The sequence below is a fragment of the Blautia faecicola genome (genome assembly GCF_004123145.1).
Lineage (GTDB): Bacteria > Bacillota > Clostridia > Lachnospirales > Lachnospiraceae > Oliverpabstia > Oliverpabstia faecicola.
Window position 1 is genome coordinate 1,350,987 of sequence record NZ_SDKC01000001.1, and the last position, 17,750, is coordinate 1,368,736.

Below are 17,750 nucleotides of genomic sequence, written 5' to 3' on the forward strand. Positions count from 1 at the left end.
CTGATTGGAAAGTATATTATTCTGACTTCCTTGCCAGATATAATTTCCGGTATTGCAGTGGGGTGGTTCCGGTTTTCCGCTTGAAGAGGCGCTGAAAATTCCCCATGTTGTTAAAACCACATTCCAGACAGACCTCTGTCACCGGGGCATCGCCGGTTTCCAACAGGCGGATGACTTTATTTAAACGGTAATCGTTGATATAATCGATCGGTGTCTTTCCGATGGAACGCTTGAAAAAGCGACAAAAATACTGTTCATTCATATTGATCTGAGATGCCAGATCCTGCACATACAACTTTTCCTGGTAGTGCTCCGTAATATAGGAAAGTATAGTTTTGATAGCTGTAATTTTCTGGCTCTCTGATCCCGGTGACTGGCGCATCAGACCGGCTTCCATCAGGATCCCGATCAGCTGTAAGATTCCGGCTTTGATCTGTAACTGAGCGATGACGTTATCGGTGAGAATCTGTTCTCCGGTGATGAGTGTCTCATTATTTTTTGAGAAAATCCGGCTGATCTGCTGATAACAGCTGCGGAATGCAGGGAAAAAAGGACTGGTCTGATCAAGAAAACGGGGAAATGTCAGTTTGTTCTGTGCCAGCGGCAGTAAGATCAATTCATCGATCGAGTCATAATTGTGAAACAGCAGCATAGAGGGCGAAAAAACGATCGCCTGCTCATCAAATTCCACGCTCACAGAGCGGAGGGAATGAAGCTCGCCGCTGTTAAGAAACAGAAAACATTCCTGATCGGTTCCGTAAGGCTCCATATTGATATCCAGTTTGTAGGAACCATGCTGAAGATAAACAACCTCAACCTCTTCGTGCCAGTGATGGCGGACGCGGAGACGGTAACTGAGATTGCTGAAATGGTAATAAGCACAGGGAAACAGGCGGGTACCGTGGGACTGTTTTTCTTTCAGACCCGGCTGCTGAGATGTCTGATTCATAAAAGTTCCTCCTGTCATGATAAGATACCTGTATTTTATCATACTAAATAGGTCTTTTCTATCATAGGATACATAGGAGGGGTAGAAAATGAAAAAAATCTGGGAGCGGGAGATGTGGATGGTGCTTGGCTTCCTTGCCGGGTGTTTTGCTCTTGGTTTGCTTGGCGGAATTCTGTTTGCCAACCTTGCATATCCCTGGCGAAACGGGCAGAATCAGATGCTGGAGCTGTATGCACTGACACAGATTAAGAATAAAAAGGGAAAATCCGCGGAGTATTTTTGGTATCTCTTGGAAAACCGGATGTTTGCCGTTGCGTTTTTTCTACTTACAGGACTTACGGGTGCGGCGCGCTTTATCGTTGTGGTAGCAGCTGCCTGGATGGGGTTTCTTGCCGGAGCGGCGGGAAGCCTTCTGATTCTGGAACAGGGAATCCGGGGGTTCTGGATCTTTGCAGGTTCGTTATTTCCACAGATGATTGTATATTTTCCCGCGGTTGCACTGCTGATGACAAAAATTTATAAGGAACGGGGAAATATCTGGAAGAAACCTGTAAAAGTTATAAAAATCTATCTTCTTACAGGAACAGCGGTAATTTTTCTGTGTCTGGCGGGTGTTGTCCTGGAAGCGTATGTCCATCCGGTCTGGATGAGATGGCTGCTGGAACATGTTTAAAAAGAAAAATTTTACAAGATATGGTAGACATAAAATACCGGATTTCGATATGTTGTAGTTTCAGATAAATATTGGAAAAAGAAGAAAAAATCAGGAAAATAAGGATTTGCTTTTCTGTAAAAACACGGCTATAATAGGTCTATGCGGCAAAAACAGGTGAGGTTTTTGCGCTATTATCACATAATGAGGACACGGGAAGATATGGAAACAGAGATAAAATTATTTATATCCTATTTACATAATACAAAAAGAATGTCCGGCAATACAGTGGTGTCCTATGAGAGAGATCTGAAGAAAATGATGCTGTATTTTCAGGAGGTACACCAGATGACCCGGGTGCAGGATATCACAGAAACCAGCCTGAATTCTTACATGCTGTATCTGGAGAAAAATCATTTCGCAGCATCTACGGTATCGAGAAGCGTGGCTTCCATGCGTGCGTTTTTCCAGTATCTGTATCAGGAACATCTCATAGAGAATAACCCGGCAGATCATCTGCATCCGCCGAAGGTGGAAAAGAAGATGCCGGAGATTCTGTCTGTGGAGGAAGTAGATCTGCTTCTTCGCCAGCCATCAGACAGGACACCGAAGGGACTGCGGGACCGGGCAATGCTGGAACTTTTATATGCCACCGGTATCCGGGTCAGTGAGCTGATCCATCTGGAAATGTCGGATGTCAATCTGGCGATGGGATATATCAACTGCAGGGATACAGACAGTGAGCGTGTGATTCCGTTTGGAAGTCAGGCGAAAAAAGCATTGCAGCAGTATATGCATACGGTGCGGGACGGATTTCTGAAGGGACAGGAGAGTGAAGTGCTTTTTACGAACTGTTCCGGAAAACCGATGAGCCGGCAGGGGTTCTGGAAGGTGCTCAAGCACTATGCACAAACCGCCGGAATTGAGAAAGATATCACACCGCATACCCTGCGTCATTCGTTTGCCGCTCATCTGATCCAGAACGGAGCGGATTTAAAGAGCGTGCAGGAGATGCTGGGACATTCGGATATATCGACAACACAGATGTATCTGAATATGAATGTGTATAAAATCAGGGATGTTTATACCAAAGCACACCCGAGAAAATAAGAGGAGAGAAGTTATTATGAGTATTGAACTGTTGAAAAAACTGCCAACACCGACAGAGATCAAAGCGGATTATCCGGTGACACAGAAGGTGGCACGGATCAAAGAAGAAAGAGACGAGATGATCCGTAAAGTATTTACCGGAGAATCCGACAAGTTTCTGGTTATCATCGGACCGTGTTCCGCAGATAACGAAGAGGCAGTTTGTGAATATATCAACCGTCTGTCCAGAGTACAGGAAGAGGTAGCGGACAAACTGATCCTGATTCCGAGAATTTATACCAACAAACCGAGAACAACCGGTGAAGGTTACAAGGGAATCCTGCATCAGCCGGACCCGGAGAAGAAACCGGATCTGCTGCACGGTCTGATCGCGATCCGTAAGATGCACATGCGTGCTATTGAGGAATCCGGTCTGACAGCCGCAGATGAGATGCTGTACCCGGAAACCTGGAGATATCTGGATGATATTCTCTCTTATGTTGCGATCGGTGCGCGTTCCGTGGAAAATCAGCAGCATCGTATGGTAGCCAGTGGTATGGATATTCCGGTAGGTATGAAAAATCCGACCAGTGGAGATCTGTCTGTGATGCTGAATTCTGTTGTGGCAGCACAGATCAAACAGAACTTTATCTACAGAAACTGGGAAGCAGAGACTGACGGCAACCCGCTGGCGCATACGATTCTTCGTGGTGCGGTGAATAAACATGGCAATGCGATCCCAAACTATCATTATGAAGATCTGCAATTCTTGCTGGAGAAATATAATGAAAGAGATCTGAAGAATCCGGCTACAATTGTGGATGCAAATCATTCGAATTCGAATAAACAGTTTAAGGAGCAGATTCGTATTGTGAAGGAAGTGCTTCACAGTAGAAATATTTCCGGGGATATTCGGAAACTGGTGAAGGGCGTGATGATCGAGAGTTATCTGGTTGAGGGTAATCAAAAGATCGGATGCGAGAATCACGTGTATGGAAAATCGATTACGGATCCTTGCCTGGGTTGGGAGGATTCGAGAGAGTTGCTGCATACGATTGCGGAGCTTTGTTAGGATAAAAAACAAAAAAATAAGAGTAGTTGGCTAAAGGGACGTGGCTGGCTTGCGATCCATGGGTGGACAACTTGGGCAGGGCAACTTTGAACTAATCACTAACTTCGACTAATTGACGCTGGTCAGCTGACCAGCGCCAAAGTCTACGTAAGTGCTGGATTTCAAAGCTTGCCCTGAATGCCCAAAAAGTGTTGTCCACCCATGGATCGCAAGCCAGCCACTGGTTTTGGCAAACGACGTTAAGTTTGGTTTATAAAGTGGTTTCGAGAATTTTGGACTCGGTGAATCCAAAATTGTTGTGATGCTTTTAGAGATAAACGAAAAGTCGTTTGTGAATGGTGTGAAAAAGAAGGCACAGAGTAAATCTGAAAAGTTCGTGTGTTATAAAAACTGTTTTATGATATGTAAGAGAAACATGGCTAGAGCCTTTTTCAGACGCGCTCTAGCGTGGAGTTTTTTGGGTGAATAATTTCATCATCATCAGGAATATTCCTCCGGTTATAAGAACGCTTCCGAACAGTGCGATATATCCACTCATTTTCATTTCAGACAGTATACGGTAGAGAAACAGACCGCATCCACATCCAAGGATCATTCCACAACAGGGCAGGACGATCCATTCTACTGCTGGAAATCGAAATTTTACACTTTTATGTAAAAAGATCAGGTTTAATCCCGTAATGATAAGCTGGCTTAAAAGCAGTCCGAAGAGGTAGCCGCGGATTCCCATGTGGGGGATTGCGAAGGTCACGAAGAGGATTCGGATTCCAAGGCCGGCGAGGCTTTGGATCAGGCATTGGACGGTGTGTCCCAGGCCGTTCAGGATGCCGTTCAGGGTGGCGGTGAGGTAGAGGAACGGGCAGAGAAAGGCCAGAATCTGTAAAAAGATGCCGGCGTCCTGGTTTTGGTAGAAGATCTGTGCCAGCTCTTTTCCGAAAAAGAAGAAGATTCCTCCGGATAAAAAGCCGAGCCACAGACAGTATTGAATGGTCTGTTCGGTAGAGCGGATGATGGCATCTTCTTTTCCGGCTGCCTGTTGTCCGGCGATGGTTGGGAGGAGCATCGTGGAAAGGGCGGACGTGATCGCAGAAGGAAATAAAATAAAGGGCAATGCCATACCGGTCAGTGCGCCATACAGACTGAGGGACTGTGCGTTTGTAAGTCCGGATGCTTCGAGTTTTCCTGGGATGAGGATGGCTTCGGTACTCTGTAAGAGGTTGACGAGCATGCGGTTCAGGGTGAGCGGGACGGATAAGGTAAGGATTTCCCAGAGGCAGGAACGGACGCGAAAGTCGGTAGTGCCTTTATAGGAAGGTTTCTGGAAAGCGAGACAGACAACGCAGAAGAAGCATGCCGCCAGTTCTCCGAAAAGCATGCCGCCAACGGCGAGGATCGGTGTCGGAGCAAGGTTTTGCTCCAGGAAAATCAGGTAAATGACATAAGAAGCACCCACCCGGGCAAACTGTTCCAGTAATTGTGATACAGCCGGAACCGTGGTTCGGCGGGTGGAAAAGTACCAGGCATGGATGCAGGTGTGTATGGAACAGAGGGGCAGACTGAAAGCAAGCAGCTGCAGAAGTTCACAGCATCGGATCTCATGTAAGATATGAAGGCTGATCCAGGGTGCGCGGGTGTACAGAAAAAAGGACACGATCAGTGAAAGTCCCACAGAAAGTCCGCTTCCACTCAGGAAAAATACCCATCCCTTTCTCGGATTTTCCTTGGATAAAGCGGCGGAGCAGCAGCGGGATAAGGCACTCTGAATGCCGGCGGTGACACCGGACAGGCAGAAGGCATAGACCGGGAAAATCATCTGGTAGATTCCCAGACCCTGTGCACCAATGGTGCGGGATAGGAATATCCTATAAAAGAAGCCAATCAGGCGGCTCAAGGTACCCGCACAGGTGAGGATGGCAGTACCGGTGAGGACAGGATGCTTCGCAGAAGAAAACATAACAAGCTCCGGGGCTTTTTTTTAAATATATGAGGCTGCCAGCCTTGACAGAACCGGGGAGTCGTGTTATATTGACAAAGGGTCATATCCCAGTAGATTACTAGGGAATCTGAAAGACCAAAGGAAACTTCCGGAAGGGAGGCAACATGAAATTATCAACGAAGGGCAGATACGGTCTCCGAGCGATGATCGATCTGGCTGTATATAGTGAAAAAGAACCGGTGTCTATACAGAGTATAGCGGATCGGCAGAACATCTCCGAGCGTTATCTTGAACAGCTGATGGCCAGTCTGAAAAAGGAAGGACTGGTGAAAAGCATCCGGGGAGCCAACGGAGGGTACCAGCTGGCAAGACCGGCAATCGGTATCTCGGTTGGAGATATCCTTCGTGCACTGGAAGGAGATCTGCGGGCAGTAACCTGTCCGGCAAACGGCGAAGAAGGAAACGGTGGCTGCGAAAATGCAGATCTGTGTGTGACGCGATATGTATGGCAGCGCATCAACGAAGGAATTACTCATGCAGTGGATACCATGTATCTCAACCAGTTGGTGGAAGAGAGTAAAAAACTGAAAGAAAAAGGACAGGTACAGCCTGCAGGCTGTCAGGGATAGGAGGCAAAATCATCATGAAGAAAATTATTTATCTGGATAATGCGGCAACCACAAAAGTTGCACCGGAAGTAGTAGAGGCGATGCTCCCGTATTTTACAGAATACTATGGCAATCCATCCAGCGTATATGAACTGGCAGGAATCAGCAAAAAAGCCGTAACAGAAGGAAGAGAAAAAGTAGCATCTGTCATCGGAGCAAATCCGAACGACATCTACTTTACCGCAGGTGGTTCCGAGTCTGATAACTGGGCACTGAAAGCTACTTACGAAGCATATAAATCAAAAGGAAACCACATCATCACCACAAAGATCGAGCATCATGCGATCCTGCATACCTGCGAATGGCTGGAAAAACAGGGAGCAAAGATCACTTACATCGATGTAGATGAAAATGGTGTTGTAGATCTGGATCAGCTGCAGAAAGCCATCACACCGGAGACCATCCTGATCTCAGTCATGGCAGCAAACAATGAGATCGGTACCCTGCAGCCAATCAAAGAAATCGGTGCGATCGCAAAAGAACACGGTATTTTATTCCATACCGACGCTGTACAGGCATTTGGTCAGATCCCGATCAATGTAGACGAATGTCATATTGATATGTTAAGCTCCAGCGGACATAAGATCAACGGACCAAAAGGTATCGGATGTCTTTATATCCGTAAAGGATTAAAACTGCGTTCCTTCGTTCACGGCGGCGCTCAGGAGAGAAAGAGAAGAGCCGGAACAGAAAATGTACCGGGCATCGTAGGATACGGTGTGGCAGCAGAGCGTGCACTTCGTACCATGGAAGAACGTACTGCAAAAGAGATCGAAGTAAGAGATTACATGATCAAAAAGATCCAGGAAGAGATCCCGTACTGCAAACTGAACGGACATCCAACCATGCGTCTGCCGAACAACGTAAACTTCAGCTTCCAGTTCATCGAGGGAGAATCCCTGCTGATCATGCTGGATATGGCAGGCATCTGCGCATCTAGTGGTTCCGCATGTACATCCGGATCTCTGGATCCGTCCCATGTACTGCTGGCTATCGGACTGCCTCATGAGATCGCACACGGTTCCCTGCGTCTGACACTGAGCGAAGAAACTACAAAAGAAGATGCGGACTTCGTTGTAGAACAGATCAAAGGTATCGTAGAGCGTCTGAGAAGCATGTCTCCGCTGTACGAAGACTTCATGAAAAAACAGAATAAATAATAAAAAAGATTAACATACGAATATACGGAGGAAATATAGATATGTATAGCGAAAAAGTAATGGATCATTTTCAGCATCCGAGAAATGTAGGAGAAATCGAAAACGCCAGCGGAGTAGGTACCGTAGGTAATGCAAAATGTGGAGATATCATGAGAATGTATCTGGATATCGATGACAACGGCATCATCCAGGACTGCAAATTCAAAACTTTCGGCTGTGGTGCAGCTGTTGCAACCAGCAGTATGGCAACAGAACTGGTAAAAGGAAAAACCATCCAGGAAGCTCTGGAAGTAACCAACAAAGCCGTTATGGAAGCGCTGGACGGACTGCCGCCTGTAAAAGTTCACTGTTCTCTGCTGGCTGAGGAAGCCATCCACGCAGCACTGTGGGATTACGCTGAAAAACACAATATCAAGATCGAAGGTTTAAGCAAACCGAAGTCTGATATCAGCGAAGGCGAGACCGAAGAGGAAGAATATTAATGAAAAAAAAGGTAGTTGTAGGGCTGTCCGGAGGAGTTGACTCCTCTGTGGCAGCCTGGCTGTTAAAAGAACAGGGTTACGATGTGATCGGAGTAACCATGCAGATATGGCAGGACGAGCCGGAGCTGATCCAGGAAGAAAACGGGGGATGCTGCGGCCTTTCTGCCGTTGACGATGCGAGAAGAGTGGCACAGATTCTTGATATTCCTTATTATGTTATGAATTTCAAGAAAGAATTCAAAGCAAATGTCATGGATTATTTTGTGGACGAGTATCTGCACGGCCGCACACCGAATCCGTGTATCGCCTGCAACCGCTATGTAAAATGGGAGTCCCTGTTGCAAAGAAGTCTTGCCATCGGTGCAGATTATATTGCCACCGGACATTATGCAAGAATCGAGCAGCTGCCAAACGGCAGATATGCGATCCGCAATTCCGTGACTGCGGCAAAAGATCAGACGTATGCGTTGTATAATCTGACACAGGAACAGTTAAAACGGACACTGATGCCGATAGGTGACTATTCCAAAGACCAGATCCGTGACATGGCAGAAAAGATCGGACTTCCGACTGCACACAAAAAGGATTCTCAGGAGATCTGCTTTGTGGATGATAACGATTATGCGGGATTTATCGACGAATACGGTCAGGGAAAAGTGCCGGAGGGCAATTTTGTGGACAAAGACGGTAAAGTGCTCGGACGCCACAAGGGAATCACCCGCTACACGATCGGACAGAGAAAAGGACTGAATATCGCCCTTGGAAAACCGGTATTTGTACAGAAAATTTGTCCGGAAACCAATGAAGTGGTTCTTGGAAGCAACGAAGATCTGTTTACGACCACCGTGCGGGCGAACCGCCTGAACTTTATGGCGGTGGAAGATATTCCGGAAGAGATCGAAGCACTTGGTAAGATCCGTTATAATCACAGAGGGGATACCTGTAAAGTGAAACGGATCGGAGAGGATCTGTTAGAATGTCATTTTGATACTCCGGTGCGTGCAGTAACCCCGGGACAGGCTCTCGTATTATATCAGGGCGAACATGTGTTAGGAGGAGGAACCATCGTATGATCAGAGAAACAGAAGCCGGTCCGTACGCTGGCAGAATAACCGCAGACTGTCACATTCACACCGAATTTTCGGCGGACAGTGAGACAAAGATCACCGATCAGGTAGAACGTGCCATAGAACTGGGGCTGGATCATATCTGTTTTACCGATCATATGGATATGGATTATCCGGAAGGCGAGTTTGATCTGGATACGGATGCCTATGTAAAACGCGTGCTGGAGGTACAGGAAGAGTACAAAGACCGGATCCGCATCTGTCTCGGTGTGGAACTGGGCATGCAGGAACATCTGAAAGAACGCCAGGATGCCTATCTTGCGAAGTATCCGTTTGATTTTGTTATCGGTTCCATGCACCTGATCCACGGAGAAGACCCTTATTTCGGAAAAATATACGAAAAACTGGGAGATGAAGAGGCATACCGTGAATATTTCCGGGCGACTCTGGAAAACTTAAAGAGAGCACCGAAAATCCATACGCTGGGACATCTGGATTATGCGGTGCGCTATGGAAAAGAAAAAGACAAATATTATTCATATGAAAGATTTTCGGAAGAAATCGATGCGATTCTGCAATATCTGATTGATCATCAGATCGCACTGGAAGTCAACACCGCAGGATTTCGGATGCTCGGATTTACCAACCCGCATCCGGATGTGATCCGCAGATACCGGGAACTGGGCGGAAAATTGATCACGATCGGTTCCGACGGTCATGTGCCGGAATATCTGGAATACGGATTTGACAGGCTTCCCGCATTGCTTTCTGACTGCGGATTCGATTCTTATGCAGTCTTCAGACAGGGAAAACCTGAATTCAGAAAAGTTTTGGGTAAAATTTGAAATTATGCTTGAATTTTTCAGGTAAATTAGGTAGAATAATTACAGGTTGATGTTTCTTTAACAATCTTAAAGAAAGATCACAAATTTTATTTACTTTTTAGGAGGAATGAAAATCATGGCAGTAAAAGTAGCAATTAATGGTTTTGGACGTATCGGTCGTCTGGCATTCAGACAGATGTTTGGAGCAGAGGGATTTGAAATCGTTGCAATCAACGACCTGACTTCCCCAAAAATGTTAGCACACTTACTGAAATATGATTCCACACAGGGAAAATATGCTCTGGCTGACACAGTAAAAGCTGGTGAAGATTCTATCACTGTTGATGGAAAAGAAATCAAAATCTACGCAAAAGCTAATGCAGCTGAACTTCCTTGGGGAGAAATCGGTGTAGATGTAGTTCTGGAGTGTACTGGATTCTATACATCCAAAGACAAAGCTCAGGCTCATATCGATGCTGGTGCTAAACATGTTATCATTTCCGCTCCGGCTGGAAACGATCTGAAAACAATCGTTTACAACGTAAACCATGAAACTCTGACAGCAGATGATCATATCATCTCTGCAGCTTCCTGTACAACAAACTGCCTGGCTCCTATGGCAAAAGCCCTGAATGACCTGGCACCGATCAAATCCGGTATCATGTGCACAATTCACGCTTACACAGGAGATCAGATGACTCTGGACGGACCGCAGAGAAAAGGCGATCTGAGAAGATCCCGTGCAGCTGCAGTTAACATCGTTCCAAACAGCACAGGTGCTGCAAAAGCTATCGGTCTGGTTATCCCGGAACTGAACGGCAAACTGATCGGTTCTGCACAGCGTGTTCCAACTCCTACAGGATCCACAACTATCCTGACAGCAGTTGTTGAAGGTAACGTAACAGTTGATCAGATCAACGCAGCTATGAAAGCAGCTTCTAACGAGTCCTTCGGATACAACGAAGACGAAATCGTATCTAGCGATATCGTTGGTATGAGATTCGGTTCTCTGTTTGATTCTACTCAGACAATGGTTCTGCCACTGGAAAACGGTACAACAGAAGTACAGGTTGTTTCATGGTATGACAATGAGAATTCTTACACAAGCCAGATGGTAAGAACAATCAAACACTTCGGAAAACTGCTGAATGCATAATCCATAGGCTCATTGGGGGTCCGGTCTCTTTGGACCGGGCTCCTTTTTTATACGCGGGTTGGGAGCAAAAGTCTGTCCCTGTATGAGATCCTGGCGAATCCGCGTGATACAGATGTAGCTGTAAAGGCACAAGTGTGCGAATAATTAAAAGGAGGCATATGCCAATGCTTAATAAAAAATCTGTTGATGATATCAACGTAAAAGGCAAAAGAGTTCTGGTTCGTTGCGATTTCAACGTACCTCTGCAGGATGGAAAGATCACAGACGAGAACCGTCTGGTAGCAGCACTTCCTACGATCAAAAAACTGATTGCTGATGGTGGAAAAGTAATTCTGTGTTCTCATCTTGGCAAACCGAAGGGAGAGCCGAAACCAGAATTATCTCTGGCACCGGTTGCAGTAAGACTGAGCGAACTGCTGGGACAGGAAGTAAAATTTGCAGCTGATCCGGAAGTTGTCGGACCAAACGCAAAAGCAGCTGTAGAAGCTATGAAAGACGGCGAAGTAATCCTTCTGGAGAACACCCGTTATCGTGCAGAAGAAACCAAAAACGGAGACGAATTCTCCAAAGAACTGGCTTCCCTGTGTGATGTTTTCGTAAACGATGCATTCGGAACCGCTCACAGAGCTCACTGCTCTAACGTAGGTGTTACAAAATATGTAGATACTGCTGTTGTTGGATATCTGATGCAGAAAGAGATCGATTTCCTTGGCAATGCAGTAAACAACCCGGAAAGACCATTCGTTGCTATCCTGGGTGGAGCAAAAGTTTCCAGCAAGATTTCCGTAATCAACAACCTGCTGGATAAAGTAGATACTCTGATCATCGGCGGTGGTATGGCTTATACTTTCGCAAAAGCAGAAGGTGGTACCATCGGTGTATCCCTGTGTGAAGATGACTATCTGCAGTATGCTCTGGATATGAAGAAAAAAGCAGCAGAAAAAGGTGTAAAACTGCTTCTGCCTGTAGATAACAGAATCGGTGATGAATTCTCTAACGACTGCAACATGAAAGTTGTTCCATGTGGACAGATTCCGGATGGCTGGGAAGGTCTGGATATCGGACCGGAAACAGAAAAACTGTTTGCAGACGCTGTAAAAGATGCTAAGACTGTAGTATGGAACGGACCGATGGGATGCTTCGAAATGCCGAACTTCGCACACGGTACCGCAGCAGTAGCAAAAGCTCTGGCTGAGACAGACGCTACAACCATCATCGGTGGTGGTGATTCCGCAGCAGCTGTTAATATCCTGGGATTTGGTGACAAGATGACTCACATCTCTACCGGTGGTGGAGCTTCCCTGGAATTCCTGGAAGGAAAAGAACTGCCAGGTGTAGCAGCAGCAAACGATAAATAAGAATCAGATCCTGGAAAGGATACAAGAAAAGAGGAAACGTAACATGGCTAGAAAAAAAATTATTGCCGGTAACTGGAAAATGAACATGACTCCAAGTGAGGCTGTTAAACTGGTTGAAACTCTGAAACCACTGGTAAAGAATGACGAAGTAGACGTAGTATTCTGCGTACCTGCTATCGACATCGTTCCTGTAGTAGAAGCTGCAAAAGGAACTAACATCCAGGTTGGTGCTGAGAATATGTACTTCGAAGAAAAAGGTGCTTACACCGGAGAAATCTCCCCGAACATGCTGGTAGATGCAGGCGTAAAATACGTTGTTCTGGGACATTCCGAGAGAAGAGGATACTTTGGAGAAACAGATGAAGACATCAACAAAAAAATGCACAAAGCATTTGAACATGGTCTGACACCTATCATGTGCTGTGGTGAATCTCTGGAACAGAGAGAGCAGGGTGTAACCATGGACTTCATCCGTCAGCAGGTTAAGATTGGCTTCCAGGGTCTGACAGCAGATCAGGCAAAGAAAGCCGTTATCGCTTACGAACCAATCTGGGCTATCGGAACCGGAAAAACAGCTACTACTGAGCAGGCTCAGGAAGTATGCGGTAAGATCCGTGAGTGTATCGCTGAAGTATACGATGATGCTACAGCAGCAGAGATCCGTATCCAGTACGGTGGATCCGTAAACTCCAAAACAGCAGCAGACCTGTTTGCTCAGGCAGACATCGATGGCGGACTGGTTGGAGGCGCTTCCCTCAAAGAAGAATTCGGACAGATCGTAAACTACAAATAAATCCTTACATTTGTAAAAAGTAAATAAAGAAACGTGTCAAAACGCCACGAAACGCAAGAAGATCTGGTGATATTCAGCAGATCCAATGCGCTTCGTGGCGTTTTATAATTTCATCATAATTACTTTTAAATGAAAAATACACGATCATTTAAAAAGTGATAATTTTACAAAATATCAATATACTCTCCGGCGAGGGCTTTGTTCATGCTTCTGACAGCACAGAATTTGCCGCACATGCTGCAGGTATCGCTGTGGTCATCTTCCGGCATTCTGCTGGCGCGGATGGATTTGGCAGTTTCCGGATCTAAAGCACAGGCATACTGGGCATCCCAGTCGAGCACACGACGTGCATCTGCCATTTTATCATCTATATCACGGGCGCCGGGGATTCCTTTGGCAATATCAGCTGCATGAGCTGCGATTTTGGAGGCAATGATTCCCTGCTTGGTATCTTCTACATTTGGAAGAGCCAGGTGTTCTGCAGGTGTTACATAACAAAGGAATGCAGCACCGTTCATGGCAGCAACGGCGCCACCGATGGCCGCGGTGATATGGTCATATCCGGGAGCAATATCGGTGACAAGAGGTCCGAGTACATAGAAAGGAGCTCCCATACAGATGCTCTGCTGGACTTTCATATTGGCAGCTACCTGATCCAGAGGCACATGTCCGGGACCTTCCACCATAACCTGTACATTGTGATCCCAGGCACGTTTTGTCAGTTCTCCGAGACGAACCAGTTCTTCAATCTGGCATACATCGGTTGCATCTGCCAGACATCCCGGCCGGCAGGCATCACCTAAAGAAATGGTTACATCATATTCCTCACAGATATCAAGAATTTCATCATAATATTCATAGAATGGATTTTCCTCTCCGGTCATGCTCATCCAGGCAAAAACCAGACTTCCTCCACGGCTGACGATATTCATTTTTCGTTTGTGCTTTTTGATCTGCTCGATGGTTTTTCGTGTGATTCCGCAGTGGAGAGTGACAAAGTCCACACCGTCTTCCGCATGCATCCGGATCACATCTATAAAGTCTTTTGCGGTCAGAGTTGCAAGATCACGCTGATAATGAATAACGCTGTCATAGACAGGGACCGTACCGATCATAACCGGACATTCACTGGTCAGTTTACGGCGGAAAGGCTGGGTATTTCCATGGCTGGAAAGATCCATGATGGCTTCGGCACCGAGTTCTACAGCGCTCATTACTTTTTTCATTTCGATATCATAGTCTTTACAGTCACGGGAAACACCGAGATTGACATTGATTTTTGTGCGGAGCATACTTCCAACACCTTCCGCACTTAAACAGGTGTGATTTTTATTGGCGCAGATTGCTACTTTACCTTCTGCAACAAGCGTCATCAGTTTACTGACATCCATATGTTCCTTTTCGGCTACAAGGCTGATTTCGGGTGTGATGATTCCCTTGCGTGCCGCATCCATCTGAGTGGTGTAATTTCTCATGTTGTTTTGCCTCCATTCTTTTCACATACATAATAAAAAAGTATCTGTTTTTGACGTCAGCAAAACACAGACGTATCCATGCAGAACAAAAATCATACGTCCGGAGAATCTATAGGAGTAGTTGCTGACGCCTGCATCAGAAAGCAGGTTCCGGGTTTCTGATGCTGAACAAAATCATAAGATTTTGTCTTTTTTACAGCGGTACAAAGTGGTGTCCCCAATGCATCGCTTTTGACAGCCGGATATACTGCGCGAAATAAAAAGGACCCTTACCTGAGTAAGGATCCTGTAATCTGTCTGATGGAAAAAAGAAACAGTGTGTGTATGTCTACCTCTTTTATCCGGTATATCTTTCCTACGTTGGCATTATCCAAATCAGGTTTTCGGGTCGAAACGGAATCACGTCTCCTCTCAGCCGGCTTTCACCAGCTCCCCGTCAGCAATATAAAGGTTGTCTGGTACATCGAAACGATGCACTTAATGTTATTATGTATCAGAACAGGTGAAAATGCAAGAGAGAATTCGGAGAAATTTCAGTGTATCCGGAACTTCACACTTCACAAGTTCACTTTAGTGTGGTAAAATGGGCGAAAAGTGATGTTGCCCTGAGAAAAGAAAGTCAGGAAACTTTCTTGGGCGGAAAAGGAGAAACATATGGCAGACAGAGTCATTAAAGCAGCCCTGCTTGGTTTAGGTACCGTAGGCGGTGGTGTTTATAAAGTGCTGAAAATGCAGGAAGAGGAAATGATCCCGAAATTGGGTGCAAAAGTGGAATTGAAGAAAATTCTGGTTCGTAATATTGAAAAAGCATCCAAAAAGATCGATGATCCGTCCTTGCTTACGGATAACTGGAAAGAGATCGTGGAGGATCCGGAGATCGAGATCGTTATTGAGCTGATCGGTGGCATGGAACCGGCAAGAACGTATATTCTGGAAGCTCTGGAAGCAGGAAAAAATGTGGTAACTGCCAACAAAGATCTGATCGCAGCTGACGGACATATTCTGCTGGATACCGCAGCAAAGAATAAGAAAGATTTCTTACACGAAGCGGCAGTAGCCGGTGGTATCCCGATCATTCGTCCGATCAAGCAGTGTCTTGCAGGAAATCATATCTCAGAAGTGATGGGTATCATGAACGGAACTACCAACTTTATCCTGACTAAGATGAGCCAGAATGGCATGGAATTCGCCGATGCCCTGAAACTGGCACAGGAACTGGGATATGCGGAAAGTGATCCGACCGCTGATGTGGAAGGACTGGATGCGGGAAGAAAGGTTGCGATCCTTGCCAGCGCTGCTTTTAATTCACGGGTTACCTTTGATGACGTATATACGGAAGGAATCACCAAGATCACAGCGACGGATATCCAGTATGCCAAAGAGATGGGCTGCGTGATCAAACTCCTTGGTGTGGCAAGAAATACACCGGAAGGTATCGAAGCGAGAGTCCATCCGATGCTGATCGATGTCAATCATCCACTGGCGTCTGTTAATGATGCATACAACGCAGTTTTTGTACAGGGGGATGCCGTACAGGATGCCATGTTCTATGGCCGTGGTGCCGGAGAACTGCCGACAGCCAGTGCAGTTGTGGGCGATGTCTTTGATATTGTAAGAAATATTTTGAATGATTGCTGTGGACGAATCGGATGTACCTGTTATAAGAATCTTCCGATCAAGCACATGAACGAGATCAGCAGTAAGTTCTTCATTCGCATGTTTGTGGAAGACCGTCCGGGTGTACTGGCCAATATTGCCAGTGTATTTGGCAACAGTGGTGTCAGTCTGGCGCAGGTTATCCAGAGAAGAAAGAATGACCAGTATGCAGAGATCGTAGTGATCACAGATGATGTGAAAGAGAAGAATCTGAAGGATGCGCTGGCAGTGGCAAAGGGCATGTCTACCGTGAAAGAAATCTCCGGAATGATTCGTGTGGCATAAAAAGAAAACAACTGTGTTGAGTCACAGAAAGTGCACACAGCACTTGAAAGTCCTCTCATATCAAGTTATAATGTAACTATTCGTTCAAATGTAACGAAAGAGACATGAAAACAGGGAAAAATATCATGCAAAATGCTGATAAAACACCTGAATCACTTGATATGGGAGGACTTTTTACATGGAACAATCAAGAGCCTGGGTGCAGGCATTAAGAGAAAATATCGGAAAAGTACTGGTTGGAAAGGAAGAGACTATTGATCTGGTGCTGACCACACTGGCAGCAGGAGGACATGTATTGCTGGAAGACGTGCCGGGAACCGGAAAGACCATGCTGGCAAAATCGCTGGCAAAATCCTTAGATGCCGAGTTTGGAAGAATTCAGTTTACCCCGGATCTTTTGCCGTCCGATATTACAGGTCTGAACTATTATAACCAGAAAGCAGGAGAATTCCAGTTCCGGCCGGGTCCTGTATTTGCCAATATCATTCTGGCAGATGAGATCAACCGTGCCACGCCGAGAACGCAGGCCAGTCTGCTGGAGTGTATGGAAGAACGTCAGGTGACGGTGGATGGTGTGACGAGAAAGCTGGAAGAGCCATTTTTCGTTATTGCAACGCAGAATCCACTGGAAACTACCGGGACCTTCCCGTTGCCGGAAGCACAGCTGGATCGTTTCTTTATGAAGTTATCGATGGGGCTGCCGGATAAGAAAGAAGAAGTGGGAATTTTAAAGCGGTTTATTCTGGATCAGCCCTATGAGACACTGAAGGCAGTGTGTAAAAAAGAACAGATCCTTGCGGCAAGAGAAGAAGTGAAGAAGGTTCATGTGCATGAGCTTCTGCTAGATTATATGGCAGAACTGGTGCAGGCCACCAGAAAGGACAAAGAGATTCTTTCCGGTGTGAGTCCGAGAGGAACAATGGCCCTGCTGCGGGCTTCTCAGGCATATGCATGGATTCAGGGCAGAGACTATGTGGTACCGGAGGATATCAAGAAAGTTGCCGGTCCTGTGATGGCGCACAGACTGGTATTATCCAGGGGATTTGGCGGAGCTGTTACCGGAAAGATCAAGATAGAAGAGATCCTGTCGAAAGTCAGTGTTCCTACAGAAGAATGGGAGAGATAACA

The 17,750-nt window shown here is 46.1% G+C and carries 16 protein-coding genes and 1 riboswitch; of the genes, 13 read left to right on the plus strand and 3 right to left on the minus strand.

Annotation, left to right across the window (positions count from 1 at the left end; genetic code table 11):
* Positions 1-16: 16 nt before the first annotated feature.
* A complete protein-coding gene (locus tag ETP43_RS06050; protein ID WP_164979615.1) occupies positions 17-949 on the minus strand; it encodes an AraC family transcriptional regulator in 933 nt (310 codons plus the stop codon).
* Positions 950-1,037: 88 nt separating this feature from the next.
* Here ETP43_RS06050 and ETP43_RS06055 point away from each other — a divergent pair, with 88 nt between their 5' ends.
* The 3 genes from ETP43_RS06055 to ETP43_RS06065 all read left to right on the plus strand — a co-directional run bounded on the left by ETP43_RS06055 (position 1,038) and on the right by ETP43_RS06065 (position 3,762).
* On the plus strand, positions 1,038-1,622 hold the full coding sequence (locus ETP43_RS06055; protein WP_129257396.1) for a stage II sporulation protein M: 585 nt from the start codon (positions 1,038-1,040) through the stop codon (positions 1,620-1,622).
* Positions 1,623-1,823: 201 nt separating this feature from the next.
* The gene (xerD, locus tag ETP43_RS06060; protein WP_129259491.1) at positions 1,824-2,711 is read left to right on the plus strand and encodes a site-specific tyrosine recombinase XerD; all 888 of its coding nucleotides are present in this window, start codon (positions 1,824-1,826) and stop codon (positions 2,709-2,711) included.
* Positions 2,712-2,727: 16 nt separating this feature from the next.
* Positions 2,728-3,762, plus strand: coding sequence for a 3-deoxy-7-phosphoheptulonate synthase (locus ETP43_RS06065; protein ID WP_022398765.1), 1,035 nt, complete (start codon positions 2,728-2,730; stop codon positions 3,760-3,762).
* A gap of 442 nt (positions 3,763-4,204) precedes the next feature.
* Here ETP43_RS06065 and ETP43_RS06070 read toward each other — a convergent pair whose 3' ends face one another.
* The gene (locus tag ETP43_RS06070) at positions 4,205-5,716 is read right to left on the minus strand and encodes a putative polysaccharide biosynthesis protein (RefSeq protein WP_129257397.1); all 1,512 of its coding nucleotides are present in this window, start codon (positions 5,714-5,716) and stop codon (positions 4,205-4,207) included.
* Between the two features lie 146 nt (positions 5,717-5,862).
* Here ETP43_RS06070 and ETP43_RS06075 point away from each other — a divergent pair, with 146 nt between their 5' ends.
* The 8 genes from ETP43_RS06075 to tpiA all read left to right on the plus strand — a co-directional run bounded on the left by ETP43_RS06075 (position 5,863) and on the right by tpiA (position 13,206).
* Positions 5,863-6,327, plus strand: coding sequence for an RrF2 family transcriptional regulator (locus ETP43_RS06075; RefSeq protein WP_022170800.1), 465 nt, complete (start codon positions 5,863-5,865; stop codon positions 6,325-6,327).
* Between the two features lie 14 nt (positions 6,328-6,341).
* Positions 6,342-7,526 (plus strand): cysteine desulfurase NifS, encoded by a 1,185-nt coding sequence (gene nifS / locus ETP43_RS06080; protein ID WP_129257398.1) that lies wholly within the window; start codon positions 6,342-6,344, stop codon positions 7,524-7,526.
* 41 nt (positions 7,527-7,567) lie between these two features.
* Positions 7,568-8,008, plus strand: a complete 441-nt coding sequence (nifU, locus tag ETP43_RS06085) for a Fe-S cluster assembly scaffold protein NifU (protein ID WP_022398768.1) — start codon at positions 7,568-7,570, stop codon at positions 8,006-8,008.
* The gene (mnmA, locus tag ETP43_RS06090) at positions 8,008-9,081 is read left to right on the plus strand and encodes a tRNA 2-thiouridine(34) synthase MnmA (protein ID WP_129257399.1); all 1,074 of its coding nucleotides are present in this window, start codon (positions 8,008-8,010) and stop codon (positions 9,079-9,081) included. Before nifU ends, mnmA begins: the two co-directional genes overlap by 1 nt.
* Complete coding sequence (locus ETP43_RS06095) at positions 9,078-9,920, plus strand: histidinol-phosphatase HisJ family protein (protein WP_129257400.1); 843 nt, start codon at positions 9,078-9,080, stop codon at positions 9,918-9,920. The genes mnmA and ETP43_RS06095 overlap by 4 nt, the downstream gene beginning before the upstream one ends.
* 115 nt (positions 9,921-10,035) lie before the next feature.
* Positions 10,036-11,055 carry a type I glyceraldehyde-3-phosphate dehydrogenase gene (gap, locus tag ETP43_RS06100; RefSeq protein ID WP_022170805.1) on the plus strand — a complete coding sequence of 340 codons (1,020 nt, stop codon included), beginning with the start codon at positions 10,036-10,038 and terminating at the stop codon, positions 11,053-11,055.
* 164 nt (positions 11,056-11,219) lie between these two features.
* The gene (locus ETP43_RS06105; protein WP_022170806.1) at positions 11,220-12,413 is read left to right on the plus strand and encodes a phosphoglycerate kinase; all 1,194 of its coding nucleotides are present in this window, start codon (positions 11,220-11,222) and stop codon (positions 12,411-12,413) included.
* A gap of 43 nt (positions 12,414-12,456) precedes the next feature.
* A complete protein-coding gene (tpiA, locus tag ETP43_RS06110) occupies positions 12,457-13,206 on the plus strand; it encodes a triose-phosphate isomerase (protein ID WP_106492644.1) in 750 nt (249 codons plus the stop codon).
* A 164-nt stretch (positions 13,207-13,370) separates the two neighbouring features.
* Here tpiA and thiC read toward each other — a convergent pair whose 3' ends face one another.
* Positions 13,371-14,681 carry a phosphomethylpyrimidine synthase ThiC gene (thiC, locus tag ETP43_RS06115; protein WP_022398772.1) on the minus strand — a complete coding sequence of 437 codons (1,311 nt, stop codon included), beginning with the start codon at positions 14,679-14,681 and terminating at the stop codon, positions 13,371-13,373.
* Positions 14,682-15,016: 335 nt separating this feature from the next.
* Positions 15,017-15,127: riboswitch (TPP riboswitch) on the minus strand.
* A gap of 208 nt (positions 15,128-15,335) precedes the next feature.
* Here thiC and ETP43_RS06120 point away from each other — a divergent pair.
* Positions 15,336-16,622, plus strand: a complete 1,287-nt coding sequence (locus tag ETP43_RS06120) for a homoserine dehydrogenase (protein WP_118315933.1) — start codon at positions 15,336-15,338, stop codon at positions 16,620-16,622.
* A 178-nt stretch (positions 16,623-16,800) separates the two neighbouring features.
* Positions 16,801-17,748 (plus strand): AAA family ATPase, encoded by a 948-nt coding sequence (locus ETP43_RS06125; RefSeq protein ID WP_129257401.1) that lies wholly within the window; start codon positions 16,801-16,803, stop codon positions 17,746-17,748.
* Positions 17,749-17,750: the final 2 nt, after the last annotated feature.

Coding starts and splice junctions, on each gene's coding strand:
- ETP43_RS06050 (WP_164979615.1), bottom strand. CDS start 949: ATGAATCAGACATCTCAGCAGCCGGGTCTGAAAGAAAAACAGTCCCAC.
- xerD (WP_129259491.1), top strand. CDS start 1,824: ATGGAAACAGAGATAAAATTATTTATATCCTATTTACATAATACAAAA.
- ETP43_RS06125 (WP_129257401.1), top strand. CDS start 16,801: ATGGAACAATCAAGAGCCTGGGTGCAGGCATTAAGAGAAAATATCGGA.
- nifU (WP_022398768.1), top strand. CDS start 7,568: ATGTATAGCGAAAAAGTAATGGATCATTTTCAGCATCCGAGAAATGTA.
- tpiA (WP_106492644.1), top strand. CDS start 12,457: ATGGCTAGAAAAAAAATTATTGCCGGTAACTGGAAAATGAACATGACT.
- ETP43_RS06120 (WP_118315933.1), top strand. CDS start 15,336: ATGGCAGACAGAGTCATTAAAGCAGCCCTGCTTGGTTTAGGTACCGTA.
- gap (WP_022170805.1), top strand. CDS start 10,036: ATGGCAGTAAAAGTAGCAATTAATGGTTTTGGACGTATCGGTCGTCTG.
- mnmA (WP_129257399.1), top strand. CDS start 8,008: ATGAAAAAAAAGGTAGTTGTAGGGCTGTCCGGAGGAGTTGACTCCTCT.
- nifS (WP_129257398.1), top strand. CDS start 6,342: ATGAAGAAAATTATTTATCTGGATAATGCGGCAACCACAAAAGTTGCA.
- ETP43_RS06070 (WP_129257397.1), bottom strand. CDS start 5,716: ATGTTTTCTTCTGCGAAGCATCCTGTCCTCACCGGTACTGCCATCCTC.
- ETP43_RS06065 (WP_022398765.1), top strand. CDS start 2,728: ATGAGTATTGAACTGTTGAAAAAACTGCCAACACCGACAGAGATCAAA.
- ETP43_RS06055 (WP_129257396.1), top strand. CDS start 1,038: ATGAAAAAAATCTGGGAGCGGGAGATGTGGATGGTGCTTGGCTTCCTT.
- thiC (WP_022398772.1), bottom strand. CDS start 14,681: ATGAGAAATTACACCACTCAGATGGATGCGGCACGCAAGGGAATCATC.
- ETP43_RS06095 (WP_129257400.1), top strand. CDS start 9,078: ATGATCAGAGAAACAGAAGCCGGTCCGTACGCTGGCAGAATAACCGCA.
- ETP43_RS06105 (WP_022170806.1), top strand. CDS start 11,220: ATGCTTAATAAAAAATCTGTTGATGATATCAACGTAAAAGGCAAAAGA.
- ETP43_RS06075 (WP_022170800.1), top strand. CDS start 5,863: ATGAAATTATCAACGAAGGGCAGATACGGTCTCCGAGCGATGATCGAT.